The organism is Acidobacteriota bacterium (assembly GCA_039028635.1).
In the GTDB taxonomy this organism is placed as follows: domain Bacteria; phylum Acidobacteriota; class Thermoanaerobaculia; order Multivoradales; family JBCCEF01; genus JBCCEF01.
Window position 1 is genome coordinate 144,483 of record JBCCHV010000001.1, and the last position, 25,815, is coordinate 170,297.

At 65.6% G+C, this 25,815-nt stretch carries 21 protein-coding genes and 2 tRNA genes; 10 read left to right on the top strand and 13 right to left on the bottom strand.

All coding sequences use genetic code 11. The annotated features are described in order from the left end of the window. Positions 1 to 62: 62 nt before the first annotated feature. Positions 63 to 2,435 carry a DUF6600 domain-containing protein gene (locus AAF604_00600; GenBank protein ID MEM7048122.1) on the bottom strand — a complete coding sequence of 791 codons (2,373 nt, stop codon included), beginning with the start codon at positions 2,433 to 2,435 and terminating at the stop codon, positions 63 to 65. A 269-nt stretch (positions 2,436 to 2,704) separates the two neighbouring features. Then, positions 2,705 to 2,902, bottom strand: a complete 198-nt coding sequence (locus AAF604_00605) for a hypothetical protein (GenBank protein MEM7048123.1) — start codon at positions 2,900 to 2,902, stop codon at positions 2,705 to 2,707. Between the two features lie 36 nt (positions 2,903 to 2,938). On the opposite strand from AAF604_00605, the gene AAF604_00610 reads away from it, so the two are divergent. Genes AAF604_00610 through AAF604_00620 form a run of 3 tightly spaced genes read left to right on the top strand, consistent with a single transcriptional unit; the run spans position 2,939 to position 4,718 of the window. Further along, positions 2,939 to 3,586: a cyclic nucleotide-binding domain-containing protein gene (locus tag AAF604_00610; protein ID MEM7048124.1), complete on the top strand. Its 648-nt coding sequence runs from the start codon at positions 2,939 to 2,941 to the stop codon at positions 3,584 to 3,586. A 44-nt stretch (positions 3,587 to 3,630) separates the two neighbouring features. Continuing rightward, positions 3,631 to 4,158, top strand: coding sequence for a peptide deformylase (gene def / locus AAF604_00615; protein ID MEM7048125.1), 528 nt, complete (start codon positions 3,631 to 3,633; stop codon positions 4,156 to 4,158). Beyond that, entirely contained in the window at positions 4,155 to 4,718 is a 564-nt protein-coding gene (locus AAF604_00620) for a cohesin domain-containing protein (GenBank protein ID MEM7048126.1), read from the top strand. Before def ends, AAF604_00620 begins: the two co-directional genes overlap by 4 nt. A gap of 152 nt (positions 4,719 to 4,870) precedes the next feature. On the opposite strand, the gene AAF604_00625 is transcribed toward AAF604_00620, so the two are convergent. The 4 genes from AAF604_00625 to AAF604_00640 all read right to left on the bottom strand — a co-directional run bounded on the left by AAF604_00625 (position 4,871) and on the right by AAF604_00640 (position 9,604). Beyond that, the gene (locus AAF604_00625) at positions 4,871 to 5,188 is read right to left on the bottom strand and encodes a hypothetical protein (GenBank protein ID MEM7048127.1); all 318 of its coding nucleotides are present in this window, start codon (positions 5,186 to 5,188) and stop codon (positions 4,871 to 4,873) included. A 192-nt stretch (positions 5,189 to 5,380) separates the two neighbouring features. After that, a complete protein-coding gene (locus AAF604_00630; GenBank protein MEM7048128.1) occupies positions 5,381 to 8,014 on the bottom strand; it encodes a serine/threonine-protein kinase in 2,634 nt (877 codons plus the stop codon). Further along, positions 8,011 to 8,586, bottom strand: coding sequence for an ECF-type sigma factor (locus AAF604_00635; protein ID MEM7048129.1), 576 nt, complete (start codon positions 8,584 to 8,586; stop codon positions 8,011 to 8,013). The genes AAF604_00630 and AAF604_00635 overlap by 4 nt, the downstream gene beginning before the upstream one ends. 319 nt (positions 8,587 to 8,905) lie before the next feature. Beyond that, positions 8,906 to 9,604, bottom strand: a complete 699-nt coding sequence (locus AAF604_00640) for a hypothetical protein (protein MEM7048130.1) — start codon at positions 9,602 to 9,604, stop codon at positions 8,906 to 8,908. Positions 9,605 to 9,748: 144 nt separating this feature from the next. Between AAF604_00640 and AAF604_00645 the strand changes: the two genes are divergently transcribed. The 5 genes from AAF604_00645 (at position 9,749) to AAF604_00665 (ending at position 14,096) form a co-directional block, all read left to right on the top strand. Next, positions 9,749 to 10,159, top strand: a complete 411-nt coding sequence (locus tag AAF604_00645; protein ID MEM7048131.1) for a YraN family protein — start codon at positions 9,749 to 9,751, stop codon at positions 10,157 to 10,159. Positions 10,160 to 10,218: 59 nt separating this feature from the next. Continuing rightward, a tRNA-Gly gene (locus AAF604_00650) sits at positions 10,219 to 10,293 on the top strand. Between the two features lie 136 nt (positions 10,294 to 10,429). Beyond that, positions 10,430 to 10,504: transfer RNA gene (locus tag AAF604_00655), tRNA-Cys, on the top strand. Between the two features lie 1,389 nt (positions 10,505 to 11,893). Beyond that, complete coding sequence (locus AAF604_00660; protein MEM7048132.1) at positions 11,894 to 12,427, top strand: hypothetical protein; 534 nt, start codon at positions 11,894 to 11,896, stop codon at positions 12,425 to 12,427. 898 nt (positions 12,428 to 13,325) lie between these two features. Further along, a complete protein-coding gene (locus tag AAF604_00665) occupies positions 13,326 to 14,096 on the top strand; it encodes a PPC domain-containing protein (GenBank protein MEM7048133.1) in 771 nt (256 codons plus the stop codon). Positions 14,097 to 14,189: 93 nt separating this feature from the next. On the opposite strand, the gene AAF604_00670 is transcribed toward AAF604_00665, so the two are convergent. The 4 genes from AAF604_00670 to AAF604_00685 form a co-directional block, all read right to left on the bottom strand. Continuing rightward, positions 14,190 to 15,218, bottom strand: a complete 1,029-nt coding sequence (locus AAF604_00670; GenBank protein ID MEM7048134.1) for an AAA family ATPase — start codon at positions 15,216 to 15,218, stop codon at positions 14,190 to 14,192. Between the two features lie 629 nt (positions 15,219 to 15,847). Continuing rightward, on the bottom strand, positions 15,848 to 16,117 hold the full coding sequence (locus tag AAF604_00675) for a helix-turn-helix domain-containing protein (GenBank protein MEM7048135.1): 270 nt from the start codon (positions 16,115 to 16,117) through the stop codon (positions 15,848 to 15,850). A 219-nt stretch (positions 16,118 to 16,336) separates the two neighbouring features. Next, positions 16,337 to 17,242, bottom strand: coding sequence for a hypothetical protein (locus AAF604_00680; GenBank protein ID MEM7048136.1), 906 nt, complete (start codon positions 17,240 to 17,242; stop codon positions 16,337 to 16,339). After that, complete coding sequence (locus AAF604_00685; GenBank protein MEM7048137.1) at positions 17,235 to 18,449, bottom strand: tyrosine-type recombinase/integrase; 1,215 nt, start codon at positions 18,447 to 18,449, stop codon at positions 17,235 to 17,237. The genes AAF604_00680 and AAF604_00685 overlap by 8 nt, the downstream gene beginning before the upstream one ends. A 278-nt stretch (positions 18,450 to 18,727) precedes the next feature. Here AAF604_00685 and AAF604_00690 point away from each other — a divergent pair, with 278 nt between their 5' ends. Both AAF604_00690 and AAF604_00695 read left to right on the top strand, forming a co-directional pair. Then, on the top strand, positions 18,728 to 19,375 hold the full coding sequence (locus AAF604_00690) for a hypothetical protein (GenBank protein MEM7048138.1): 648 nt from the start codon (positions 18,728 to 18,730) through the stop codon (positions 19,373 to 19,375). A 62-nt stretch (positions 19,376 to 19,437) separates the two neighbouring features. Next, entirely contained in the window at positions 19,438 to 21,489 is a 2,052-nt protein-coding gene (locus tag AAF604_00695) for a cation:proton antiporter (protein MEM7048139.1), read from the top strand. A 30-nt stretch (positions 21,490 to 21,519) separates the two neighbouring features. Here AAF604_00695 and AAF604_00700 read toward each other — a convergent pair whose 3' ends face one another. The 3 genes from AAF604_00700 to AAF604_00710 are packed head-to-tail and all read right to left on the bottom strand — an operon-like array spanning position 21,520 to position 25,810. Then, on the bottom strand, positions 21,520 to 22,707 hold the full coding sequence (locus AAF604_00700; protein ID MEM7048140.1) for an efflux RND transporter periplasmic adaptor subunit: 1,188 nt from the start codon (positions 22,705 to 22,707) through the stop codon (positions 21,520 to 21,522). A gap of 13 nt (positions 22,708 to 22,720) precedes the next feature. Then, positions 22,721 to 25,084, bottom strand: a complete 2,364-nt coding sequence (locus AAF604_00705; GenBank protein MEM7048141.1) for an ABC transporter permease — start codon at positions 25,082 to 25,084, stop codon at positions 22,721 to 22,723. A 3-nt stretch (positions 25,085 to 25,087) separates the two neighbouring features. Further along, complete coding sequence (locus tag AAF604_00710; GenBank protein MEM7048142.1) at positions 25,088 to 25,810, bottom strand: ABC transporter ATP-binding protein; 723 nt, start codon at positions 25,808 to 25,810, stop codon at positions 25,088 to 25,090. Positions 25,811 to 25,815 lie beyond the last annotated feature (5 nt).

Here is a 25,815-nt window from a genome sequence, read left to right on the forward strand (position 1 = left end):
CCCCTCCCGAGGGAGGAGCCCATCGCGCCTGGGGTTGGGACCCGCGTGGCAGCCGTACCGTCCTAGTTGCGCGGCTTGCGAGGCCGCGACTTGCTGCTCGAGGAGCTCTTCTTGCCCGAAGAGCCGCTGCTGCTGCGCGCCTTGCTGCCACTTCGGTTCCCGGAGGAGCGCGACGGCGAGCTGGCGCGCGGCGCCGAACGCCGAGGGCTGGTGCGCGGCTTGGCGCTGGGCGCCGAGCGGGGAGCCGAGGCGCGCGGTTTGCTCGAGCGCGGCGCCTGAGTCCGCGGCGTTTGGGTGCGCGGTGCCTTGGATCGCGGCGCCTGAGTGCGGGGCGCCCGATTGCGCGGCGCCGGCGCGCTGGTGCGCGGCTTGGGCGCCGAGCGCGGTGCGCTGGTGCGTGGCTTGGCCGGCGTCGAGCGCGGTGCCCTGGTGCGTGGCTTGGCCGGCGTCGAGCGTGGTGCGCTGGTGCGCGGTGCGCTGCGCGGGGTTGCGGCCCGCGGCTTGGCGTCGGGCTGCACCCGCGGCCGCGGGGTGGCCCGCGGGGTGACGCTCTGCGACCGGCGCTCCGGCGCTCGCGGCTTGGTGCGCGGTGCGCTGGAGCGCGGCGTCGAGGTTCGCGGCGCCGGTTTGCTGCGCGGACGATCGGCCCGTGGTGCAGCGCTGCGCGGGCTCGGCTTGCTCCTCGGCACGTCGGCTCGCGGCGCGCTGCGGGGCGTCACGCTCCTCGGCTTGGCGGCGCGCGGTGCGCGATCCGATTCCACCCGCGGTTTGCCGGCTCGCGGCAGATCCGCTCGCGGTGCGCTGCGGGGCGTCACGCCCTGCGGATTGCCGGCGCGCGGCTTGGCGGCTCGCGGCGCGCCGTCGACGACTCCACCGCCGCGGGTCACGCCGGTCACGTTGCGCGGCGCGGTGTCGGCCTTGGGACCACCATCGGTGGTGTAGCGCGGCTTGCGACGCTCCGCCGTGCGGGGACTGGTGGTGACGCCCACGGAGGCCGCCCGAGGACGATCCGGTCGCACGTCGGCGAGGCTCGGAGCCAGCGGCGTGCCGGCGAGACGCCTCTCTCCGCCGTCCTTCACCAGGACGCGCCTTTTGACGTCGTCCGGCAGGGCGTCGCGGCGCGCCACGAAGGGCGTGACGTCCGGGAGATCGGCGCGCAGATCACCGCTCGGCCGGGTGCGCAGAACGCGCATCACCTCGCGCGGCTCGTTCCAGCGTTCCGGCGTGATGCGGCGCGTATCGGTGGTCAGGATGCCGCGCGGCACGTCGCGCTTGCCGTAGCGGCGATGCCAGTCACGGCCGTGGACGTAGTGGCGGCGGTAGTGGCGCGACCCGAAGTAGCGGCTCGGGCAGAAGGTCCAGTAGCGATAGTAGTCATAGTGACCGCCGGCCCAGCCGTAGAGGCCGAAGCGGAATCCGCGATGGCGACGGTAGTGGTGGGTGTAGTGACCGACCGGCACCCAGGCCGTGTGACTCGGTCCGAAGTACCAGTAGACCCAGGCCGGTGCGAAGCGATAGCCCGGATACCAGACCCAGCCGTGGTGACGGTGGCGGCTCCAGGAACCGTAGTGGTAGGGCACCCATCCCCACGGCTCGCCGGAGACCCAGGTGAGCCCTAGGGAGGTGCTGCGCCAGTGGCCCTGCCAGTATGGGCGCCAATCGACGGCGACACGGGGACGCCAGGCGCGTCGCCCTTCCACTTCCAGCCAGTCGCCGTGATCGTCGAGGGGCGCGGCGGCATAGCGCAGGGAGTCGTCGACGTAGGAGCTGTCCGGCACCTCCTCCGCCAGGCGGTCGCCCCAACGCTCCAGGCTGTCGCGGCGATCCGCCAGCTCAAGGGAAGCGCGCGGTAGGGAGGCACCCTCGACCAAGCCCTGCTCACCGGCTTGCACCGTCAGGTTGCCGCGTGCGGTGATCAGTTGGACCTCGCCGGAGCGCACCACGACGGCGGTCCAATCGCCCCCGTCGCTGGTGATTCTGTAGGAGCCGAAGTCGTTGATCAGAATCTCGGCATTGGGCGTTCTCAGGCGCGGCAGCTCTTCGCCCAGAGACTCTTCCGTCACCACCAACTGAGCGTTGCCGTAGCGCAGCTCGATCTCGGTGATGGTGTCCTTGGCCTCGGGGGAGTAGGCGAGGTGCTCGAAGGTGGCTTCGGAATCGCCGTCGAGACGCAACAGATTGCCGTCCGAGAGGAGGACTTCGGCCCGGCCGCGGGGCGCGACCCACAGGCGGTCGCCGACGAGCAGCGGTTGATTGACCTCGGCCTGCTCGCGGTCGCCCTGGTCCGGTGGGATCAGAGTCGCCGATCCTTCGAGGGTCCGCAGATAGCTGTAGGTGCCGTCGTAGCCGACCACCTCTTGATCGTCGAGGCCTTCCTGCGCACCGACGAAGGTGGGAAGCAGCGAGAGGAGCAAGAGGGTGACGATTCGTTTCATGTGGGCCGTTCCTTCCTCCCGGATCGATTCGGGATCATTCTAGCGCCCGTCGAGCGGAGAAGAGCGCCTACCCTGGATTACAGCAAGGATCCTGCCAGCTTCGAGAGCCCCCGTTATTGCAGGATCTTCGCTATAATTCCGACACCAACCCATTGCCGAGGTGTCCCCCACCGGAGGCGGCGCCGTCCTCGCTCGAGTCGGCCGAGAAGGTTCGCGTCGGTTGGTGTTAGGGAGGGCCGGCGGAAGGGTGTTTTGTGGTTTTCAAGGGGCTATTCAGGACCGGCTCGGAGGGCAAGGGGAAGGGACGCAAGGCGGCCGATTCCAAACCCACCGAGGCGGAGTTGACGATCGAAGACCTGATCGTTCTCGAACGTTACGAGTAGGCCGAGGCTCGCCTGCTCGACCGCACCAAAGCTCATTCCGGCGATCTGCACGCGCGCCTTAAGCTGGCGGATGTTCTCGGGCAACTCAAGAAGCTCGACCGGGCCGCCGCCGAGTTCATCTTGGTAGCCGACGACTACGCCCGTGAGGGATTGATCGACAAGGCCATCGCGGTGGTGTCTCGCGCTCTCAAGGTGGCTCCCCTGGACGAGGGGCTACGCCATCGAGCGATGGCCTTTCGCGAAGCCAAGCGACTCGAGCACAAACGCGAAGCGGCCATCGAAGGCTTGCGCGCCGGTCGCATGTCGGCGACTGCCGCCGACACCTGGATCCTGCAGCTTCCCAGGATCTGGCGCTACCTGGTGACCAGCGACTTGGTCCTGCGGCTGGAAGCCGACCAAATTCGTCAGCTTTTCGCGTCCTGCGTGATCGAACGATTCCGGCCGGGTACCATCTTGGTGGAGAAAGGATCTCGCGTCGCCGAGCTCTTCATCGTGGTTTCGGGCGTTCTCGAAGTTCGGGTGCCGGGGTCCAACGCGGCCCTCCGCACGCTGGGTTCCCGCGATATCCTCGGTGAGCGGGCGCTGTTCGAGCAGCAGCCCTGGCCGGCGTCCTATCACGTCACTGAAAAGCTGGTGCTCTTGCGACTCGATCGCGCTGGCCTCGAAGCTGCTCTGCAGGGCAACAGCGATCCTCGCGGCTTCCTGCTGCTATTGCGCGAGCAGCGCAACGACCAGCAGGTCGAAGCCCTGGTAAAGTCCGTAGGCTGAATCGCGGTCCGCCAAGGGCGGTCGCGCTGCGAGGAGAGCTGCCGTTGGCCGTCCTGCCCATTCGACTCATTCCCGACCCCGTTCTGCGCCAGAAGTGCCATCCGGTCGAGGTCTTCGATACTGGCCTGGAGCGCTTTGCTCAGGACATGGTCGAGACCATGCACGCCGCCCCGGGAATCGGTCTGGCAGCGCCCCAGGTCGGTGATCTGAGGCGACTCGTCGTGGTCGACCTTTCGGTGGGGGACGATCCGGACCAGCTCAAGGTTTTCGTCAACCCGGTGATCCACGATCCCGAGGGCCAGGATTCGGAGCTCGAGGGCTGCCTCTCGATTCCGGAGCTCACCGAGAAGGTCAAACGGCCCGAGAAGCTACGCTTGGCGTATCAGGACCTCTCCGGGCGGCCCCAGGAGCTCGCCGCCGACGGCTGGTTGGCGCGCGCCATCTGCCACGAGGTCGATCACCTCGACGGCGTGCTGTTCATCGATCACTTGCGCGGTTTGCGCCGAGAACGAACGCGGCGGCAGCTCAAGAAGCTGCTCAAACGACGACAAGAGGAGCTTTCCGAGTCATGAGGCGGATAGGAAGAGCGTTCTGGCTGGGAATCGCGGGGTCGTTGATCATCGCCGTGCTGACGGCCTGTGGCGGCGGTGGCGGCGGGGGAGGCGGTCCGACGGCACCACCGCCGCCACCGATGGGCATCGTCTACACCGGGGCGACGGGAGGTGGAGCAGGCTTCACCTTGACCCAGGCGAGCGTCACGGCGACCACCCTGACCCTCGACCTGCAGGCCAATGGCGTCACCGATCTCTACGGTGTCGCCCTCGATCTGCAGTTCCCGTCTCAGCTCTTCAACTTCGTGTCGGCGACGGAGCAGCCCTTCCTCGGCCAGAGCGGCGCCGTGGCGACCACCCTGCAGGCGACGGAAGCTTCTCCCGGGGTCCTGGTGGTCGGCTTCAGCCGCCTCGGCCAGGTCGCTGGCGTGTCCGGCACGGGGGCCTTGGTGAGGATTCAGTTCCAGGCCATCGCCAGCGGTTCCGGCGGCTTCGCCTATGCCGACAACCAGGCGTTCTCACCGAACGACACCCTCGGCGGCCTGAGCTGGCAGGGTGGTTCGGTGCAGGTCAACCTCTAGTCCTTCCTACTCAGCGGATAATTCGGCGAAAGGCCCCAGATCCCGCGGCCGTGCTTCCCCCGGACCCTTGCGGGCCCGGGGAGAGGCTGTGCGGCTCATCCGCAACGGACGAGGCCGCCGTTGCCGGTCGCTGAACTCAGCGAAAGAGCGGGTTAGCCACAGTTGTCGAGACAGTTCGCCCAGTAGCACTCGGAACAGCAGCCGCCGCCGCCGACGCACCAGTTGAAGCTGCACCAGATGTGGGGCTCCGGCCAGCACGACACGCTGCAGACGCAGACGAAGCTCTGCTGGTCTCCCTTCGACTTCTCGACGGCGCGGTCGCTGGCTCCGTCGACCTCCTGCTGGAGCTCCTGGATGAAGGTTTCGGTGGCTGGGTCGGTGTCGGCCTTGTCCGCCGGGGCGGCGGACACGACGACCGTGAAGGCACAGGTGATGAGCAGGGCGAGGACGAAGATCAGATGCCGCTTCATGGTGCTTCTCCTTCCCGTCGGTCGAGGTTGCGTGAGCTCCTCCCAGGGCGCACTGCCCGCGTCCAGCGGACCGACGACGCTCGCGAACCATGACCGCCCTGTACTCAACAGAGCGCAAGGCGCGGCACAACCATGACGCGGCGAGCCCACCTTCGGCGCGGTCCGTTGGCGGGGTGGCGTTTCGTCAGGGCTTCAGGGGCATGCTTCGATGGCGTTGGCGCGCGCCATCCAGTGCCGGGCTTCGGCGAGATCGGGGTGAGCGGGGGGCACCGACCCTTCGAGTGCGCGGACCGCCAAGCGGGCCTGGGAGCGGCCTTCGCCGTGGCGTGGGGTTCCGAGCAGAATCGACGCCAGCCGGTAGCGCGCCTTGGCGACGATGCGATGCTCCTCGCCGAGGGCTCGCCTGCCGACGTCGATGGCCTGTCGAAGGGCGTCCTCGGCGGCAGCAGGGGAGTTTCGATCGATCAGAAGTGTGCCGAGGAAGAGCTGGGTGACGGCGACATGGCCGTGATCTGGTCCGACCAGCCGCCGGTTCATCGCCAAGGCCTGGCGAATCAGGTCCTCGGCGGCCTGCAGGCGGCCTTGGGCTTGCAGCGCCCGAGCCACGCCATTGAGGCTACCGGCGACGTGCAGATGGTCGTCGCCGTGGAGCCGCCGATTCATCGCCAAGGCGGCGCGATAGCGTTCTTCGGCTTGGCGATGGTCGCCCCGACGCTCGTTCAGGTGGCCGAGGCCATAGAGGATGCGGGCCAGGCCCGGGGTATCCCCAGGATAGACGTCACGGTGGAGCTCGAGGGCTTGCAGATGGTAGTCCTCGGCAACCTCGAACTGTCCCCTCATGGAGGATAGAACGGCCAGATCCTCGAGGCCGTCGGCAACCGCCGGATGATGTGCTCCCAGAGACTCCCGGAAGATCGAGAGAGCCTGCCGCCAGAGCGCTTCGGTGGTGTCCAGATCGCCCTCGTCCCAGGTCCACTCGGCGAGGGCGCGGAGGCTCTCGGCGACTTTTGGATGGCGCTCGCCGAGCCACTGGCGCCGCATCGCCAGGGAGCTCTTCAGCATCTCCTCGGCGGCATCGCGCTGACCTTCCCGGAGAGTCAAGGTGGCGAGGGCTTGGAGACTGTCTGCGAGCTCCGGACCGGGGTTCCCCCGGCGCCCGGCGAGGGAACGGGAGAGGTAGAGACGAGCGGTGTCGTAGCGATTCTGTTCGGTCCAGTAGATGCCGAGCTCGAGCTGGCTCTCGGCGAGCGTGTCCGACTCCGGACCTGCCAGGGCGGAGCGCAGGGCATAGGCAGCCCGCAGCCGGCGCAGGGCCTTGTCGTAGAGCGCCAGGCGGCGGTACTCGGCGCCGAGGTGGGTCATCATCGAGGCGCGCACCCGCGGTTGGTCGATGAGCTCCGCATCGACCCGTCGGGAGGCGGCGTCGAGCATCTCCTCGCGCAGACGAGCCAGCTCGGATCCCGAGGACTCGAGGTCGTAGCGTGAGAAGAGATCCACCGTGAAGCGTTCGACGGCCTCCGCGCGCTCGCGCTCCATCGCGGCCTGATCGCGCTCGCGCAACAGCCGGCCCTGCTGCTGGAAGAGCAGCACCAAGAGCAGCACCAGCAGCAGCGAGGTGACGGCCGCCAGCGACACCAGGGCGCGGTGACGCCCGAGGAACTTGCCCAGCCGGTAGCGAGTCGACGAGGAACGTACCGAAACCGGCTCACCGGCGAGATGACGGCGGAGGTCGTCCGACAGGAGCTGAACGGTGGAGTAGCGGTGACGCGGTGCCTTGGCGAGGGTGTGGTCGAGAATGCTGTCGAGATCTCCGGCCAGGCGGCGACAGCGGCGGGCAAGCAGGCGAGCTTGGCGCCGGCTTCGTGCCTCGCCGGAGCGAGCCAACAAGCGGCTGGCGGGGATTGGATCGTCCTCGAGGATGGCTCGCTCGAGCTCGGGAGGGGTCGCCTGCGGTGGGTGGCAAGGGCGCTGGCCGGTCAGCAGCTCGTAAAGCACGACGCCCAGGGAGTAGACATCCGTCGCGGTGGTCAAGGGGTCGCCGCCGACCTGCTCCGGGCTGGCATACTCCGGAGTCATCGCCCGCAGGCCGCTGGGCAGCGCCGCCTGGCGCAGCGATTCCTGGCCGCGGAGAGGCTGGCGGTGAGTCCACCGGGCGAGACCGAAGTCGAGCAGCTTGACCACTCCGTCGGCCGTGACCAGGATGTTGCTGGGCTTGAGATCGCGGTGGATCACCAGGCTCTGATGGGCGAAGTGCACTGCCGAACAGACCTGCCGGAAGAGCGCCAGGCGCTCCTCGACGGAGGCTTGCCGATGCTCGCAGTAGCGGTGAATGGGCTCTCCCTGCACATGCTCCATCACCAGAAACGGCAGGCCATCGGGGGTGCTGCCGCCATCGAGCAAACGGGCGATGTTGGGGTGCTCCAGGAGGGCGAGGATCTGGCGTTCTTCGCACAGTCGGTCGACCATCTCAGGCCGAATGGCGCCCGGCAACACCACCTTCAGGGCAACCTCCTTGCGAAAGGTCTGGTCGGCCCTTTCGGCGCGGTAGACCACCCCCATGCCGCCGCGACCGATCTCGGCGATGATGCGGTAGGCGCCCAGCCGGGTGCCGCACTCGAGGGGCTCGAAGGCCTCCACCGCGACCGCCAGCGGCGGCGATTCGAGCCAGCCAGTGGCCTGTCGGTGGGCAGCCAGGAGATCCTGGACCTCGGCACCGAGGTGCGGCAGACCGGCGGTCTGATGGGCGATGAAGAGGTCGCGGTCGCCGCTCGGGTGATCGAGGGAAGCCTCGAAGATCCGCCGGGCCCGTCGCCAGGTGGTGGTCACGGTTCGAGGGTGGGAGCCTCGAGCTCGCGGTAGAGCCAGGCTCGGGTCCAGGCCCAACGCCGCATGACGGTGCGTTCCGTCACTCCGAGCACGACGGCCGCCTCGGCGGCCGAAAGGCCGAGGAAAAACCTCAGATCGACGAGCTGTCGCAGCTCCGGGTCGAGGCACTCGAGCCGGTCGAGGGCACGGTCCAGATCGAGCAGAGTGGCCGCGTCGCAATCGGCCTGAAAGGGCGAGGGGGTCCGCGCCGGCCGGGTGATTGGAGTGCGCTTGCTGGCCCCTTTCCAACGCGCGTGATCGATCAGGATGCGGCGAATCTGGGCCCCGGCCATGGCGAAGAACTGGCGCCGATTGTCCCACCGCAGGCCTTGCTGGTGGACCCAGCGCAGATAGAGCTCGCTCACCAGGGCGGTCGGACGTAGGGAGTGGCCGCGAGGCTCCCGCGCCAGCAGGCGCCCGGCGATCGAGCGCAGCTCATCGAGAACGACCGGCATCAGCCGTGCCAGGGCCTCCGGACGCTGGCCATGGCAGGCGCGCAGTAGCTGGGAGATGTCCGTCGTCGGTTCGCTCATCGCGGGGCACCGATCTCGGGGGAAGACCGGGAGCCGACTTCCGTCCCACGCCGGGACCGGACCCGAGACCGGTAGCTTGCTTGCTTCGTTGCTCTGTGCTGAAAGTTTTACATAGAGGACGCTCGATATCAAAGAACAGCGCAGAGGAACTGATCGACCCTGCCGGAGAAGGCGGCTTTCATCCCTCGCCGAGGGTCGGGGAACCGAGGAGTGGAAGGTAAGGGGCCCCCGAGGCCGCCGGGTGGTGAGCTTCGAGATTCTTTTTGGACGGGTATGAGGTCACCGGAGCCGCTGGCGCAGGTGGCTCCGGTGGCGGAGATTACTCGGCGTGAACCCAGTCGGGGCAAGTGGGCAGGTCCGACCGCTGGCGCTCCTGGCCATCGTCCGCCAGGGTGATCATGTAGCCATGGGGCCCCTGGTAGCCGATCCCCGGGAGCTGCTGGTTGGCATGCCACGCTTCCATGTCGAAGCCGATGTCCTCGTTGGTCAAGTTCGGGGCGTAGAACATGACGTGCGGCGGAAACCAGCGCAGCTTGTCATTGGCGGCGTCGTAGGGACGGTTATAGCGCGACAGCATGTAGGCCACGCCAGGACGCTCGGGAGAAATGAAGCGGCCTTCGGCGAATCCCTGATCGACGGCCTCGGAAATGGCCGCCGGAGTCTTGCCGGCCATCAGCTGCTCACCGAAGAAGAGAATCTTGGGGATGATGGTGCGAGCGCCCTCGCGATCGAAGCAGGTCGGCTTGATGACCCTCGGATGATCGCGGTTGACGATGCAGGTGAAGTTGTTCTCGCCCTCCTTCAGGCGCTCATAGCCGGCCCGTCGCAGGACATAGACGGTGGCCGCCCGGCGCAGATGCTCGGGAGCGGCGCTGAGGGCCAGAGCGGACTCGCAGGACTCCGGCAGGAGCTGCACCGGCGGCTCCTCGGGCGCCTCCGCGACGGCAGGACGAGGGACGATGAAAAGACCGGCGACGAGTCCGAGGAAGAGAAGAAGGGAGCGAACTGAAATCGGCATGGTGAGCCTCCTCAAGGGTCCGTTGAGGTTCCAACGCTAAGCCCCTTCGAAGCCCCTCTCAAGTCCGGAAAACGACAACTTTGACCGGGATTCGTGCCAGCGATGGCAAGGCCGGGCGGCGTTGATCTCGTTCTCCTCAGCGGAATGTGCTTCTTTCGTCGAGCGAGAGGGTCGACCCATCGACGCCTGAGCACCCGCGAGCGCGGGCGCCTCGGGGAGGACGCGGCGGTGCGTTGGCTGCAGGGACGGGGCTATCGCATTCTGGAGCGCAACGTCCATGTTCCCGGGGGCGAGCTCGATGTAGTGGCCCTGCAAGAGGGCACGGTTTGCTTCATCGAGGTCAAGGCGCGCCGTACTCGCAGCTTCGGTGGCGGCGTCGATGCCCTCGGCCCCGAGAAGTGCCGCCGGATCGCCCGAGCGGCGGCTTGGTGGTGTCGCCGAAGGTCCTGGACGGGCCCCTGTCGCTTCGATCTCCTGGCCCTCGATCGCGATGGTGGAAGATGGCGAATGACCTTGCTGGAGAACGCTTTCGAGGCTCCGGACAGGGGGTGGTGAGGAGCCCTTGAAAGGTGCTTGACAGGGCGGAAGGGGCTAGCTATCCTTTGCTTCCTCGGGCGGGAATAGCTCAGTGGTAGAGCACAACCTTGCCAAGGTTGGGGTCGCGGGTTCGAATCCCGTTTCCCGCTCCAGACAATGCCGATTCTGCCCCGCGAGGGGCGTTCCTGATGGAAGGCCGCTCCGGTGAGCGGCCTTCGTGCTCTCGGCCGGTTTCGGCTCGGGAGTCGAGCAAGGACCTCGCGGGTCGCGGTCGGCGGGCGACCTCAAGGCGACGTAGCCAAGTGGTAAGGCAAGGGTCTGCAAAACCCTCATTCGTCGGTTCGATTCCGACCGTCGCCTCCAATTAAATTCTCCAAATAAAGATGTTTGCGGCTCTTCTGCTGCGCTGCTGCTTGTGAGTCCCTGAGCTGCGGAAGCAAGACGGAAGCAGAAGGCGCTATTTCAGCCCTCCGTTGCCGGCCTCGCGAAGCGGCGGGATTTCGGACCTCGTCTCAAATGATCCGAAGCTCTAGCCCTCCCACCGTCCAGAGAAACTGAATCGGACCTGGATCGGGTGAAGACTGGATTGGAGCATGGGCAGGGCGGATCGCCTGCACGGCGGCTTATCAGCAGCGACAACGGCCGATGGGTGAGGAGTGCTGGATATGGCTAGGTGTGTCTTCGGCGCGGCCAGCTAGGCGCGAACGAAGGCGGCAAGGCCAAGGCAGAAGTGGCGGAGTGGCGGGGGGTATGCCCAATCCCCGGCCCCCTGATAGGGCATTAAGGCGACGCCGGGGTGCCCTCGTGTGCGTACGCGGCCCGTGGAGGCCACAAGGCCAAGCCTGGCCCTCAGTCCAAGCCGAGAAAGCGTCGGATGGCCTCTTGGGCCAAATCCGAGGCGGAACAGTCCCGCTCGGCCGCCGCGACCTTGAGCGCTCGCTTTTCTTCAGGCTCTAGGAAGATCACCGTTCGAAGCTTTCCGCTCTTCGTCACGGTGGTTTTCCCACCCCGAGGCCCTGAGAGGGCCTTTTTCTTCTTCGTTGCCATCTAATGACTATACGGTCCTGTTTGACACGATTGTCAATCGTGACTAGGGTTGGGTCGTGAGCCCCACTGTGGAGGCTCCATAAACGAAGCGGCCCCGGCAAGTGCGGTCACACTCACCGGAGCCTAGCCACCCATGGAGAACGAGCCCCCATGAGCGACCAAAGAGAGTCTACCCCGCGCCCCCACCCTCTGCCGATGTCTTGCCGCCCTTCTGGCAGCTCTCCCGCCCGCCCGCCGCTGGCCTGGTCCGAAGACGATGGCTTTCGGGAAATCTACCTCGTTGAGTTTGACGACGAAGGCACCCGCAGGACCCTTCGCCGCCTAGCGGCATTGGTAGTCACCCTTTACCGGGAAGGCTTTCGCACATATTCGCCCAAGGCTGAGCCCTTCATGGTGCGATCTCTGCGCGCTTTGGTCGCTGACGTGCGTCACTTACACGGGTTTGCCGACCTCCTAGGCCGCCGAGCCGAGGAAGATGAGCTGGAGCGCTCGGAGGTTCCGCTATCAGATCTGGCCCGAGACATGGCCCCAATCTTTGGGCAGCTCGCCGACCGCCTTGAATCTGGTCTGGAAGCGGGCGGCGAACTCTTGGGATCCTGATTCGGCTATCCTTGATCTATGTCGCAAGAGCATGGGGCAGCCCTGCCCCGGCCCGCTTATTGGAGTCCAGAGCATGTCGTCCGAAGACTCAAGAACGGAGTCTCGGTGGCATCGATCATCCGTCAGGCGCAGCGCGACCTGGCAGGCGAGAGGGTTAGCCGCATTCCGAAAGAGAACACCTTTAGGGCGGATATTCTGAGGTGGCGAAAGGCCGACCCGGAATTCGCGGAACGCTTCCACGCGGCGAAGTTCGCCTGTTACGCGGCCCAAGGCCGGGCCGTGGCCGGCGGCCCCCTGGGAGGGGGCAGGCCCCGGCGCTTTGATGAGTCCATGCAAGGCAAATTCATTGCCGAGCTAGAGACTCGCGGCGGAGTCCCCGGCAGCATGAGACGAGCTGCTGAAGCGGTGGGCATCAGCCTTCGGCACGTCATGCGCAAGCTCGACCCTCGTTGCCACTCCTATGACGAGACTTTTGCCGATCTCTATTGGGATGCGATCGGGGAGATGCAGGGAGAGGTGTTCGAGGCGGTTCTCGATGAGGCCCTTACGCCGAGGGCCCCGAGTGAAGCCCGCCGCAACTCTCTGATTCTCTGCCAGGTCGCAAGGTCTCTCATGCCACACATCTTCGGCTCTAGATAGTCCAGGTACTTAGTACATTGACCATCGCCCTACGCGCGTGCGTCCCTCCGTGAACATCTCCCACTCGAGGTTTTGGCTCCCTGTATAATTAGAGTCCTTACTCAATTAATGCTATTAGTCGATGGGAGGCTCTATGAAGATTCCGTGCCTCAGAGCTTGGCCTGCTTTGGTCGTCCTGGTCGCGAGCGTCGGGGTCTCGGCCGATGAACCCGTTTCGGACAGCAAAGCTCTTCAACCTATCGCCGCACCGATCGTCAACGGAGTTCTGACCTCGGGACTCTCATCGGTGGCGGCGCTGATAGGGCCGGCTCAGCAGACTGGGGAGCCCGCTGCCTTCTGCTCGGGAACTCTTATCGGCTGCCAGACGGTGCTCACTGCCGCACACTGCCTTTGCCCTGGAGATACGCCCTGCGCCGTCAACCCCGCCGATGTAGACGTCTTTTTTCAGCATTCTGGTATCTACCCGGTTGAAAGTGTGTCGGTTCATCCCCAGTACCAGTTTGGCGTCGGAAAAGACCTTGCGATTCTCCGCCTGCCGTTTCCGGTAGCGGGGGTTACTCCCACGCCGATCAACACCACGGCACGCCCAGCGCTAGGTAGTGCCGGGCTGATTTCAGGCTTTGGGCGAGTCGGTGGGAACGATCCCTATACGGGCATCAAACGAGCCGGAGCCGTTGTCACGAGCACTTGCCCTCCTGGGCTCTCACCATCGAATTTGTGCTGGGATTTTCTCGCGCCAGTGGGACCTGCTGGCTTCGACTCCAGTATATGCCAGGGGGATTCAGGCGGGCCTCTATTTGTTGACTTCGGAGGTGGCCCAAGGGTGGCTGGAGTTACCTCTGGCGTGAACTCAGAGAGTTGCCTGGCACCTAGTTCTGTTTTGGACACAGATGTTTTCGTGGACCGCGCATGGATTCAGTCGGTCGCCGGCGCCGATCTCAACACGACCACTTGCAGCAGTTTTCCTGCTGCTGGCTCTTCGCAGGCTCCCATAGCTGCGGCTGCGGGCGTCTTGTCGCCGGCTAACGCTGAGGATCGCTACACCCTCGCCGTTCCTTCGGGCGGGCAACTACTGTGGACCACGTTGAATGGTGAAGGCCCCTTCTTGGGTGACTACGATCTCTACGTCAAGAGGGGGTCGCCACCATCCCGAACCGACTTCGATTGTTCGTCCGAGCAACAGGGGCAGTTCGAAGCGTGCGGTGTTCCAAATTTCAGCGCAGGAACCTGGCATTTCCTCGTGGACAGATCTAGCGGCACCGGCCTCTACCAAATGACCACCACTACCTATCTAGGAAACACGACAGGCGGCAGTGAGTGCGTGCCCAATGCCCAGACTCTCTGCCTTCGGAACAGGCGCTTCCGAGTGACGGTCGATTTCCGGCAACGAGGCGCACTCTCCAAGCCGGCGACGGCAGTTCCTTTTACCGACAGCTCGGGCCTCTTTTGGTTCTTCAGTCAGGACAATTCGGAAATGCTGGTTAAAGTCCTCGATGCCTGTGTCGAGCCATTCAATCGATACTGGGTGTTTTTCGCGGCTACGACAAATGTCGAGTTCGAAGTGGTCGTCGAAGACACTCTGCGGGGTGCTGTTCGCCGTTACCCCAATCCCCAGGGAATGACAGCGCTTCCGATCCAGGATACGCAAGCTTTCGCGACTTGCCCATAGGCGCCTTGATCGACGCCTAGACAGATTGGGTCGCCCATGAGAAGCGATGCGGTGATGCAGGCCCTAGGGAACGAATCACCGCATCATGAACCCTCAGGTGAGGCACTTGATCCTCTTCAAGGCTCGACACACCGTGGACTGGGATACTCCTAGCTGCTCAGCGATCTCACGCTGTGGAAGGCCCTCGGCCGCTAGTTGCTGCGCCTGCTCGGCGATCGAGTCCTGAAGGGGCTTCCACGTCCATCCTTCTAGCTTCCCGGCCTCGCCGGCCGGCTTGGTCGAGTAGCGAGCCTCGATCTCGGCAACATCCTCTCCGAAGATGTGACGTGCCTTCGGGAACTTGAGAGTGAAACGTGCTCCCTCCTCTGGGCTGTAGTCGGCGGGCCGGGCCAACGAGATCGACAGATCCAAAACGTCCTCCCTTCGCGAGGTCCCCCGTTGGGCACCACTCTTCCCGGAGTGGTGAACGAGAAGCACGGAGAATCCTTGCCGGCGGAGCCTGAGAAGCCACGCTTGGGTGGGTGACCAGCTATCGGCCTCATTGTCCCTGACCGTCGGGAGTAGGCAACTCACGTTGTCGAGGACTACGAGCGAACCGGGCCTTAGTTGGCGTTCGATTTCTGTCCGTCCTCGCTCGGTCGAGAGGTCCGGGGGTGAGCCTTCGGGACCCTGCGCATCCCAGGAAGCGATCTGGAACATGCCTTCGCGATCGTTTTTGACGCCTTGGCTTTTCCCGAGATTTCGGAGGCGTTCTTGCATGTCCTCGGCTGGCATTTCGCCGTCAACGTAGAGAACAGGGTTGGGTTCCTCTGCGGTCCATCGTAGGAATCGGCCACCGGTAGCTATCGCCCAGCCCAGGCCGATCGAAAAGAGCGTCTTTCCGCAACCGCGAGGCGCATAGACCATGGAGAGACTCTTCTGCAGAATCAAGGGCTCAAGCAGAAAGCGCCGAGGAGGAAAGTCAAAGAGATCGAATTCGTTGGCCGTGTAGAGCTTCAACCCGCTGCGGCCTTCTCTGGCTGACCGGCCGGAAACCTCTTCATTGGTGACCTCGACAGGAATCGTATTGGCTCCTGAATCGCCTTCGAGAATCCTCGCTGGAGGCTCGATCGGTTCGGGCAAATGTGGCCTCTCGCGCTCGGCCTCAAAGGCGCTAAGGCTTGGGGGTAGCGCGTCAGCGAGTGTGCTGAAGTCGCACCTTGGCTTGTCGGTCCTATCCACTGGTCCGACCCCGGCCAACCGAATCACGAGGCTCAATCCGCACTGCGGGAACCTCCCCCAGAAGGTTGACGCCTTCGAGTTGCCGATGGTGGGAGTCCTGCCACTTCCCATCCGGGGGATACACCGCAACCCCGCCACGAGCCGAGATCTGGTCTACCTCACGCTCGCTCGAAGCTATCGTGACGGGAGTGCCCTCCCTGCGAGCACGGACGAGCCTCTCAGAGCCGTAGACGGTGGAAGGTAGAGCCTGCCCATCCGTCAGCTTCCAGCCCCCTCCGGTCGGGCTGAGCACTTGCCAGCGGGAGCCCTCGGGCTCGCCATCCCATCCAGGGATGTAGACCACTCGGCGCATGTGCTGTTCGCCAGACTCCGAGAGGTAGGCAAACCAACAGGTGGGTACTGGCTCTGAACTACGGCTCCTGGGTGAGGTAGGATGATTGGTGCCGGAGAAGACTGCCGGTTTTCCTGCAGAGTACGTTCCGCCGGGCCGTCCCGCGCTCCATACGCGGGTCGGCGGGGCATGTTTGCACCTACTCATTACCGCTCCCGGAAGTCCGAACCTCGCTAGTCGAGTGTGCTGTCCGTGCGTCGCTCCAGGCTTGGAGATCTTCCCTCGCGTAGAGAATCGCACGTCCATGGCGGCGATACGGCGGACCTCCACCGTCAACTCTCCATCGTTCGAGTGTGCTTCTCTTCAAGCCTAGAAAGTCGGATGCCTCCGGGGTTCGTAGAAAGGGCTTCATGTCGTTCGACACTGAATGAGCCATGAGGGTTTCTCCAAGTCGTTCGAATGTGGTCATGCTCCAACCAGGTATATCCAGTGTCGCGACGACGCCGGATAGATGGGAGGAGGTAACCTGAGAATCACGACTCGGGATACACAACGAATCGACCGAAAGTCTTTGCTATCAGGGATTTGTGAGAGTCTCTTGGGGGGGGAAGTCGAAGTGAATCGTTCTAGAGGGGGGGGGCGAGCCAGGTCGGCGCCCTTCTCAGACCTCATTCGTTGGGCATCGCTGCTACTTGATTCGGCTAACGCCTCTCGTGTTCGATCGGATTCGATCGAGCGGTAGTCCTACGGACTCCGCTGCGGCTTCTACGGCATCCTTGTATGTGGACCTAGCGGCGTAGTCTCGGACCGCGCCTTGGGGGACTCGATAAGGTCCTTTCTGTAAATTCTCAACGGTCCACTGGGGTGTTGCTTCATAGGGTGCTCCGGCCTGCTTCATCGCCAACCAGCAGAGATTCCGGGCCTGTTGTTCGACCGATCGCCTGTGTCCGGACTGTTGACCATCCCAGTGACCGATAAACCAGAGTCTCCAGGGCTCTTCCCTGGGATCCTCTTTGGGATGCTGAGAGAGAATCGCGGGGCTAGAAGTCTCGAATGCCTCTTCAAAGGCTTGCGCGAGAGCCGTCCTCTGCTCGTCCTTCCACTGCTCAAAGGTCTTGCGATCAAGTGACGCCAACAGTGGATTTGGCAATTCGACCTCAAAGGTCCGTCGGATAGGTGGAGGCTGGAAGCGGGTATCAGCCCCAGTTAGGTAGCTGCGTTTTTCGTTCAATTCTTTTGGGGAGAAAAACTGTCCCGACGCCCGAGGGTCGAATATCCAGTAGTCGTCGTCGGCCGAGTAGCTGAGATGTTCTTCAGCCTCCTGCTTCATTTGGGCGGTATCGGGGAGATGCGAGCGCTTTGTCCACTGGGCAAACCAACCTTCGTCAAGCCGACCCCGAGGGAGCTCGTCTCCGTACTCATCCTCTCCGCGCAAGTGGGGAGGCTTTGGAAATGGAGCCTCGAGGAAGTAGCCGCTCTTTGCCTCTCTAAGGCTCTCCAGGGCCCGTGGGCTGGCTTCGTGCAGGTAGTAGAGGAACCAGCGAAGTTGGGTCCTGTCATCGAAGAGGACCCGGCCTGCGGGCTTCTCAGCCATGAGAACGCTTCCGACTGGCCTCTTTCTCAAAGGGGACTATTTCGGCCTCTGTGCCCCGCATTCTCGCCGCGACCTCCGCGCCGATTTGGCTCGCCGCGCGCTGTAGGACATCGCTCTCTAAGTGGGCGTACCGTTTGGTAGTCGCGGGCGTCTTGTGCCCGAGTAGACCGCCAATTACAGGAAGCGACATGCCCGCCCCGACGGCGGCTGCCGCGTAGCTGTGGCGCAGGTCGTGAAGCCTCACGTCCTCTAGCTCCGCGGCCGAGCGGATTCGCCGCCAGCTCTTGTCGATCCCGATGAAGGGACCCTCCGGAGTGTTACCCCAGCAAACAAAGGGATTCCCATCGACTCGTGCGGCGTTTGTCAGAAGCTCCAAGGTGGGTGCGTTAAGCTGAATATCCTTCGCCCCTGTCTTGCTGTCCTGAAGTCGAAGCCGATTTCCGGGAAGGTCTACCTCATCCCAGCGAAGGCCGAGAATTTCTCCCCGCCGAGCCCCTGTCAGAAGCAGGAGGCGAATGCACAGGATGGCGCTTGGGTGCTCAGAGTTGGAGCCTTCCGCCTCTTTGAGGGCTTCGGCTAGTCGTGAGGTTTCTTCGCCCGTGAGGTAGCGCTTTCGCGGCTCCTCCTTGTACCGGTCGATGTTCCGGGCCGGGTTCGAGCCATCAGCCCGATAGCCCCACCTCTCAGCAAGGGCAAACATTTTTCCGGCCAAGGAAGCGGCGCGGTTCGCTTGAGTTGGTGTTCCTCGGTGCTTGTCGTGCATCTTCGCGACATCGCCCCGCGTAACAGCAGCCACTTTGAGCCGGCCGAGAGACGGAATGATGACCAATCGCAAGAGCCGCTCATCGGACTGAATCGAACTCGGCTTCTTCTTAGGCCGGGCGTGGCGCTCCATATAGACTTCGGCAAGCTCCGAGACGGTGAGCCCTTCGCGGCCTTGCTTGCGCTCCTCGGCGGGATTGGCCCCTTGAGCGATCCTGGCGAGATGGTCCCGGGCCAGTTGGCGCGCCTGAGTCGGAGTCAAATGGCCGTACCGGCCCAAGGTGTATTTGCGAGTCCTACCGCTCGCATCTCTGTACTGGATCAAGAACGCCTTGCTGCCGCTCGGCCTACAGCGCAGGCCAAACCCGCTGAGGCTCTCGTCGAAGTGGATCTCTTCCTTCTCCGGAGGTTTTAGTTGGTCAATCGCTCGCTTGGTGAGCCTCATATTCCTCTCTTCCTAGAGCGCCCTCCGGAACCTCCGCGGAAGCATGGCGGAAGCAGGAGGAGTCACTCTGAGTCCAACTGCATCGCAATGTATACAAGGGAAAGTCCTGTGAAGCAAGGGTCTACGGTAGTTGGTGCAACTCAGCCATACGAAGGGAGAGAGACTGCAAAACCCTCATTCGTCGGTTCGATTCCGACCGTCGCCTCCACCCTCTCGCATATTCAGCACGACGATCCTTCTGCGATCAGCCGCGTGATCCCGATGGAGCGCCTGGCATCGTGACCGCGCAGAGCTCCCATTTGGTGGTGACCCGCTTCGCGGTGCCGAGGGACCGCCCCGGGACCGCTTCCCTGTACCGGGATCCGCACTGGCTCGCCGGCCGCCACGAGCTCTTTCGGCGCTACTTCGTACCCAGTGTCGCGCCCCTCGGCGTGCCGGTGATTCTGCTGTGCGGCGAGCAGGCGGCGGCGGCGGTGGCGGAGGCGGTGGCCGATCTACCCTGGGCGCGGGTCGAGGTGCAGGACGACTGGCACGCTGGATGGCGCGGTCGGCGAAGCCAGGTGATCACCCGCCTCGACTCCGACGACGCCGTCCATCCGGAGTGGTTCGCGGCCGTTGACGAAGCGCCGGCGTCGGCGCGCATCTGCATCACCCATCGTTCTCTGCGCTACCACCCGAGAAGCGGTCGCCTGCAGCGCTATCGGCGCCGTGAGGCCGCGCCCCTGGCGGCCTTTCGGGGCGGCTCGAACCCTTATGCCATCGACCATCGGTTCTTGGCCAGCCAGTCGGGCGTCCATACCCTACGGGGGCCCTATTTGCTGCAGGTGGTTCACGGTGGAAACGTCAAGAACCGGCCACCGAAGGCGTGGCGTCTCGATCGCTGGACGCGGCGATCGCGCTTGCGGGAATTCGGTCTCTCACCCTGAAGCCGGCCGGAATTCAACGGAACGCCGGATCCGGACCCCGAACAGGTTAGAGTCGCAACTCCATGGAGCACGGCTCGACATTCCTCGCCGATCTCGCCATCGTCCTGGTGATGGCTGCGGGTATCAGCGTTGTCTTTCGCTTCCTACGCCAGCCGGTGGTCCTCGGCTACCTCCTCGCCGGTGTGGTGGTCGGTCCCCACCTGCCTCTGCATTGGGTTTCGGAAGAAGGTCAGGTCGAGGCCCTCGCCGAGTTCGGAGTCGTGCTGGTGATGTTCTCGGTGGGCCTGGAGTTCAGCTTTCGGCGCCTCGCCCGGGTGCTGCCGGCGGCGGGCCTACCGGCGGTTATTCAGATGGCGACCCTCGCCTGGCTCGGCACCTTGATCGCCCGCGCCTTCGGTTGGTCGGATCTCGAATCGATCTTCTTGGCATCCTGCCTGGCGATCTCCAGCACGATGGTGGTGGTGCGTGCCCTCGACGAGGTGAAGGTGCCGCGTGCCTCTTCGGAGCTCGCCCTAGGTATTCTGGTGACCCAGGACATCGTCGCCATCCTGCTGATTGCGGCGCTCACCGCCGTGGTCTCCGGCAGCGGGCTCGAGACCGCGGCTCTGGCATCGACGGCGGGGGAGCTGGCGCTTTTCTTGGTGGCCCTGGTGGTGGTGGGGCTGTTGCTCATTCCGGCCTTGATTCGGCGCCTCGCCAAGCTGGGGAGTGCCGAGATGATGGTGGTCACCGTCACCGGCATCGCCTTCGGCCTGGCGCTGCTCGCCGAGCGCATGGGCTACTCGGTGGCCCTCGGTGCCTTCATCGCCGGTGCGCTGGTCGCCGAGGCCGGCCAGCGGGAGCGCATCGAAGAGCTGGTGCGGCCGTTGCGCGATCTCTTTGCGGCGGTCTTCTTCGTCGCCATCGGCATGGCCGTCGATCCGCGCTCACTGATCGCCGACCTGCCCCTCGGGCTGCTGGTGGTGGCGGCGATCGTCATCGGCCAGCTGGTGAGCGTGACCTTGGGTGGCGTCCTGGCAGGCCGGGGGTTGGCCGTCTCGGTGCGGTCCGGAGCCGCTCTCGGTCAGATCGGCGAGTTCTCCTTCATCATCGCGACCCTCGGCGTCGCCTCCGGGGTGGTGCGGCCAGCGCTGTACTCGACGATCGTCCTCGCCGCCCTGATGACCACCTTCACGACCCCCATCTCGCTGCGCTTCGCGGATCGCATTGCTTGCGCCATCGACGGTGTCCTGCCACCTCGAATCCGCACCCTCTTGACCCTCTATGGTTCCTGGCTGGAGGCTCTCCCGGCCGGCATCAAGCGGGGCGTCCACCGTTCGCGGCCACGTCGCCTGGTGGCCGCCCTGGCCCTCGATACGGTGGTCCTGATCGCCTTGACGGTGGTGGGCAGCCTGGCCCATCGGCCGCTGGGAGCCACCGTCGCCGAGGCCGTCGGCACGGCACCCAGGTGGGGCACCGTGGTGGTGATCGCGACGGTGGTGGTGCTGTCTCTGCCCTTCATGGCGGGAGTTCTGCGCTCGGGCCGTTCCCTCGGCCAAGAGCTCGCCGCCGTGGCTTTGCCGGCGAAGAGCGAGGGTCCCGATCTCGCCAACGCGCCGCGCCAAGCGATGACCGTCCTGCTGGGAGTGGCGGTGGTGTCCCTCGTCGCCCTGCTCTATGTGATGGCGACGCAGCCGTTCCTGCCGGTGGGATGGGGGCTGGTCGTGCTGGCGGTCACCGCCACCGGCCTAGGGATCGCCTGCTGGCGGACCTCGGGCAATCTCGACCAGCACGTGCGGGCGGGAGCCCAAGCCTTCGCCGCCGGCCTGCTCGGGAGGAGCTCCTCCGGCCGCCCCCGGGGAGCGCCGGAGATTTCCCAGCTCCTGGTCGGGCTCGGAGATCTGACGGCCCACGAGATGCAAGCCGGCAGCTACGGCATCGATCGCACCCTCGCCGAGATCAACCTGCGTGGTCACACCGGGGCCACCGTCTTGGCGGTGCGCCGCGCGGAAGAGGTCCACAGCCTGCCCGGTGGGGACTGGACCGTCGCACCCGGCGATCTGCTCGGCCTCACCGGCTCCCACAGCGCCGTCGAAGCGGCCCGCGAGCTGCTGCGGTCGGGACCCGAACCTTGAGCCCAGCGCGCGGCGCTCGGAAGGTTCGGATCAGGAGCTCTGAGGCGCGACGGCGACGCCGTCGTTGATCGTCGCCCCCGGGTAGAGAATGACCTCCTCACCCTCCTCCAGGCCGGTGAGAACCTCGGCGCGGTCGGCGGTTCGCTGGCCGAGGGTGGCGATTCGGCGCTGGCTTTCGCCGTCCGCGACGACGAAGACACTCCACTCCTCACCGCGCCGCACCAGGGCACCGGTGGGGACCGTCAGAACGTTGTCCTGCTCCCAGACCACGACCTTCACCTGCACCCGAAAGCCGTCGGCGAGGCCGCGGCGGTCCTCGGTGGAGCCGGACAGGTCGACGACCACGTTGACGCGCTGCTCTTCGACCCCGAGGGCGGAGATCTTGAGGAAGGCCGAGGGCTCGACCCGCTGCACCCGCCCGACGAGGGGCTGATCGCCGCCCCAGTCTTCGATCACCACCTCCTGACCGGGCCGAATCCGCACCGCTTCACTGGACAGGAAGTCCGCCACCAGCTCGAGGTCGGAGGCATCGCCGAGATCGAGCAGAGGCTCGCCGGCGCGGACGGTGGCGGCGCTTTCGCGATGGCGGCGGAGGACCACACCGGTGATCGGCGAGCGAATCTCGACAATCCCCTCATCGGCCGAGCGGCGATCGAAGCCGAGACGGGCGCGCGCGGCGGCGACTCGGGAGCGGGCGCTGGCGACGGCGTGCTCGGCGGCGCGCGCCGAGAGGGTTACCCTCTGGGCCTCCAGCTCGACCTCTTCGTAGCGTTCTTGGGAGACCACCTGATCGGCGACCAGGCGTGCGTAGCGCTCCCGCTCGTCGCGCGCGAAGGCGAGCTCCGAGGCGACCCGCTCGCGCTGAGCCTGCTGTTCCTCGAGCTCCGCCTGGGCGGCCCGCAGCTCGGCGCGGGCTTCGGCGCGAGCCCGGGCGTCGAGCGGTGTCGGCGCCGCCGGTTCGAGAGTCGCCACCACCGTCTCCTCGGCCACCACCGAATCGCCGGCTTCCAGCAAGACCCGGCGCAGACGACCATCCACCGGCGCCGTGACCTCGTAGCGGTGACGCACCCGGGTTTCGCCCTCTTCCGCCAAGAACACCTGAAGGGGCCCGCGTTCGACGCGGGCGACGTCGACCGTTGTCGGCTGGGGTCGCAGACTCCAGACCAGGGCGACCACCGCCAGCGCCACCCCGGCCCACAGGAGATAACGAAGTTTCATCGCAGGCTTCCTTTCATTCGCGGGTCTTGAGAGTCGCCACCAGGTCGAGCCGTCGCAGACGCCGTCGCACCAGCAGCGCAGAGACGGTCGCCGCCACCAGGACGATGATCATCGCCCCGCCGAAGGTCGAGGGCTCGATGGCGAGCGGCAAGCGCATGAGCTCGTTGTCGAACATGGTCAGCGTCATCGCTGTCAGGGCGAAGCCGAGGAGGGCTCCGACCGGCAGCGCCAAGAAGGTGATGGCGGCGAGCTCTCCGAGGAGAATGGCGGAAATCTCGCGGCGGGTGAACCCCAGGATTCGCAAGCTGGCGAGATCCCGTTGCAGCTCCGAGAGGGTCACCCGGGCGGTGTTGTAGACCACTCCGGTGGCGATGACGGAACCGAACAAGATATTGAAGAAGATCATCACGCCGAGGTTCTCGGCGAGGGTGTTTCGGAAGCTCTCGACGGCGGCGCTGGTGAGGGCCAGGGAGGCCACCGTCGGCAGCGCCTTGACTTCGCGGAAGAGCTGATTGCCGGCGCGTCGGTCGAAGCTCAGGTGGATTCCCGAGAGGGCCTCTTCCTCGCCGAGGAGCTGCTGCAGAGCGCCCAGCTCCATGATCGCGGAGAGGCCCATGACCTCTTCGACGACCGCCGTCACCGGCACCTCGGCGCTGGTCCGCCGGCCGGTGAGAACCTCGACCGTCAGCCGCTGGCCGGGCGCGATGGCGAGGACCTCGGCGAGCTTGGCGCTCAGGGAAAGCCCCTCGACCGGGGGTGGCTGCGGACCGGCGCCGATGTCGACCTGACGCTGTAGCTCACCGACCGCCGGCAGGCCGGTGATGGCGAGCTGACGACTGCGGGCGCCGTGGCGCAGGCGGACCGGGACGGTGCGGAAAGGTTCGGCCCGCAGGACCCCCGGCAGGCGATCGGCGGCATGCACGACGGCGGTCGATCGATCCTCGAAGAAGGTCATGGTGGCATCGTGCCGGCGAGCGGTCTCGAACTCCAGCCGGATGACCTCGTCGAGGGCGTCGAAGAAGGACGATCCGAGCACCAGAATGGCCACCGAGAGGGCCAGACCGAGGACCGCCAGGGAAGTGCGGAGGGGGCGCCGCGCCAGATGCCTCAACACCATGCGGGCCTCCGGCGGCAGCGCCTTTTTGAGCCCGAGGCGCTCGATCCAACCGCGCCGATAGGCCACCGGCGGCTCCGGCCGCAGGGCTTCCGCCGGCGGGATTCGGACCGCACGGCGAACCGCCGAGAAGGCGCCGAAGGCGGCGGCACCGACGCTCACCAGGAGGGCCGTCCAGAGGAGCAGCGACGGCATCTCGAAGACGAAGCGGGGGAAGCGGAAATAGTCGCTGTAGAGGGCGGTCATGCCGAGCCCCAAGCGATGGCCACCGAAGATCCCGAGGACGGCGCCGACCAGGCCGACGGCGATCGCCATGGCGCCGTAGTGGAGGGCCAGCGCCAAGTTGCCATAGCCGAGGGCCTTGAGGGCGGCAATCTGGGGACGCTGCAGTGAGAGCAGGCGAGCGAAGACGATATTGAGCAGAAAGGCCGCCACCGAGAGGAAGATGATCGGCTGGATGGTGGCGAAGGAGGACAGCTCGGAGAGCTCGTTCTCGACGAACCAGTTCGAGCTCTGGAGGGAGCGGGGAATGGCTCCTAGTCCGCCGTAGGGCTCGAGCACCCGGTCGGTGTCCGCCAGCACCGCCGGCAGCGAGGCATCGGCGGTGAGCTGGAGGGCGACATCGTTGAAGGCACCATCGAGGTCGAAGGCGGTGGCGAGGGCTTGGCGCCCCATCCAGAGGACTCCAAAGCGCTGATCGTCGGGCAGCAGCGCCCCAGCCGGTTGGCTGTAGACATACTCCGGCGAGAGACCGATTCCGACGATGTCGAGGCGCCGGTAGCGACCGTTGATCACCGCTGCCAGGGAGTCGCCGAGGACCAGGCGATGGGCGCTGGCGAAGGCCTCGCTGACCACCGTCTCCCGGGGTCGCGCCGGATCGGGCCAGAAACCGCGGCGCAGGAAAACCCGGTTGAGGGCCGGCTCGCCGGGGAGGGGCAGGGAGATCAGACGGCCGACGACCGGCTCGTCGAAGTCGACGACGTCGAGATTGACCTCCGCAACCACTCGCGTATCCACCTGCTGTACGCCGTCGATGGCGGCGAGCTGGTTCGCCACCCGCTGCGGAACCCGCTTCGCCTGGCCGAAGACGTCGGCGAATCGGGTCTGATCGTAGTAGAGCTGACGGGCGCCTTCGAGGGTATGGAAGGTGCTGCCGTAGGCCACCATCATGGCGATGCCGGCTCCCACCACCAGGGCGATGGCGAGGGCCTGGGCCTTGAGGCTCCAGAGGTCACGCAGCATCTTGCGGTCGAGGGCCCTCACGGCTCACCACTCGAGGTCACCGGGCAGTGCCCGGTGAGGATTGCGGTCGATCCCGACGATGCGACCGTCGGCGAGGCGAATGACGCGGTCGGCGATCTGACCGATGGCGGCGTTGTGGGTAATCACGGCGACGGTGGTGCCGAGCTCGCGATGAATCCGGTCGATGGCTTCGAGGACCAGAATTCCGGTGGCGATGTCGAGGGCTCCCGTGGGCTCGTCGCAGAGCAGCACCTGGGGCCGCTTGGCGATCGCCCGGGCGATCGCGACGCGCTGCTGCTCGCCACCGGAGAGCTGGGCCGGGAAGTGGTCGCGGCGATCTTCGAGGCCGACCAGACGCAAGGCCTCGGCGGGAGCCATCGGATCGACGGCGATGTCCGTCACCAGCTCGACGTTCTCCTCCGCGGTCAAACTCGGGATCAAGTTGTAGAACTGGAAGACGAAACCGACGTGCTCGCGACGATAGCGGGTGCGCTCCGCCTCGTCGGCACCGTCGAGCCGTAGGGTGCGGAATCGCACGCTACCGGAGGTCGGTACATCGAGGCCACCGAGGATGTTGAGGAGGGTCGATTTGCCGCTGCCGGACGGTCCCAAGAGGACGATGTACTCGGACTCCGTGAGATCGAGGTCGACCTGCGCCAAGGCGACCACCTCGACCTCGCCCATGCGGTAAATCTTGGACAGGCCGCGAGCTTCGAAGAGGGACTCCCTGGGTGAGCTTTGGATCATCGACC

Bases quoted from the DNA above. Each gene is read 5' to 3' on its own strand.
- AAF604_00600 (MEM7048122.1), bottom strand. From the start codon at position 2,435: ATGAAACGAATCGTCACCCTCTTGCTCCTCTCGCTGCTTCCCACCTTC.
- AAF604_00620 (MEM7048126.1), top strand. From the start codon at position 4,155: ATGAGGCGGATAGGAAGAGCGTTCTGGCTGGGAATCGCGGGGTCGTTG.
- AAF604_00625 (MEM7048127.1), bottom strand. From the start codon at position 5,188: ATGAAGCGGCATCTGATCTTCGTCCTCGCCCTGCTCATCACCTGTGCC.
- AAF604_00635 (MEM7048129.1), bottom strand. From the start codon at position 8,586: ATGAGCGAACCGACGACGGACATCTCCCAGCTACTGCGCGCCTGCCAT.
- AAF604_00640 (MEM7048130.1), bottom strand. From the start codon at position 9,604: ATGCCGATTTCAGTTCGCTCCCTTCTTCTCTTCCTCGGACTCGTCGCC.
- AAF604_00645 (MEM7048131.1), top strand. From the start codon at position 9,749: ATGTGCTTCTTTCGTCGAGCGAGAGGGTCGACCCATCGACGCCTGAGC.
- AAF604_00675 (MEM7048135.1), bottom strand. From the start codon at position 16,117: ATGACCACATTCGAACGACTTGGAGAAACCCTCATGGCTCATTCAGTG.
- AAF604_00680 (MEM7048136.1), bottom strand. From the start codon at position 17,242: ATGGCTGAGAAGCCCGCAGGCCGGGTCCTCTTCGATGACAGGACCCAA.
- AAF604_00685 (MEM7048137.1), bottom strand. From the start codon at position 18,449: ATGAGGCTCACCAAGCGAGCGATTGACCAACTAAAACCTCCGGAGAAG.
- AAF604_00695 (MEM7048139.1), top strand. From the start codon at position 19,438: ATGGAGCACGGCTCGACATTCCTCGCCGATCTCGCCATCGTCCTGGTG.
- AAF604_00700 (MEM7048140.1), bottom strand. From the start codon at position 22,707: ATGAAACTTCGTTATCTCCTGTGGGCCGGGGTGGCGCTGGCGGTGGTC.
- AAF604_00710 (MEM7048142.1), bottom strand. From the start codon at position 25,810: ATGATCCAAAGCTCACCCAGGGAGTCCCTCTTCGAAGCTCGCGGCCTG.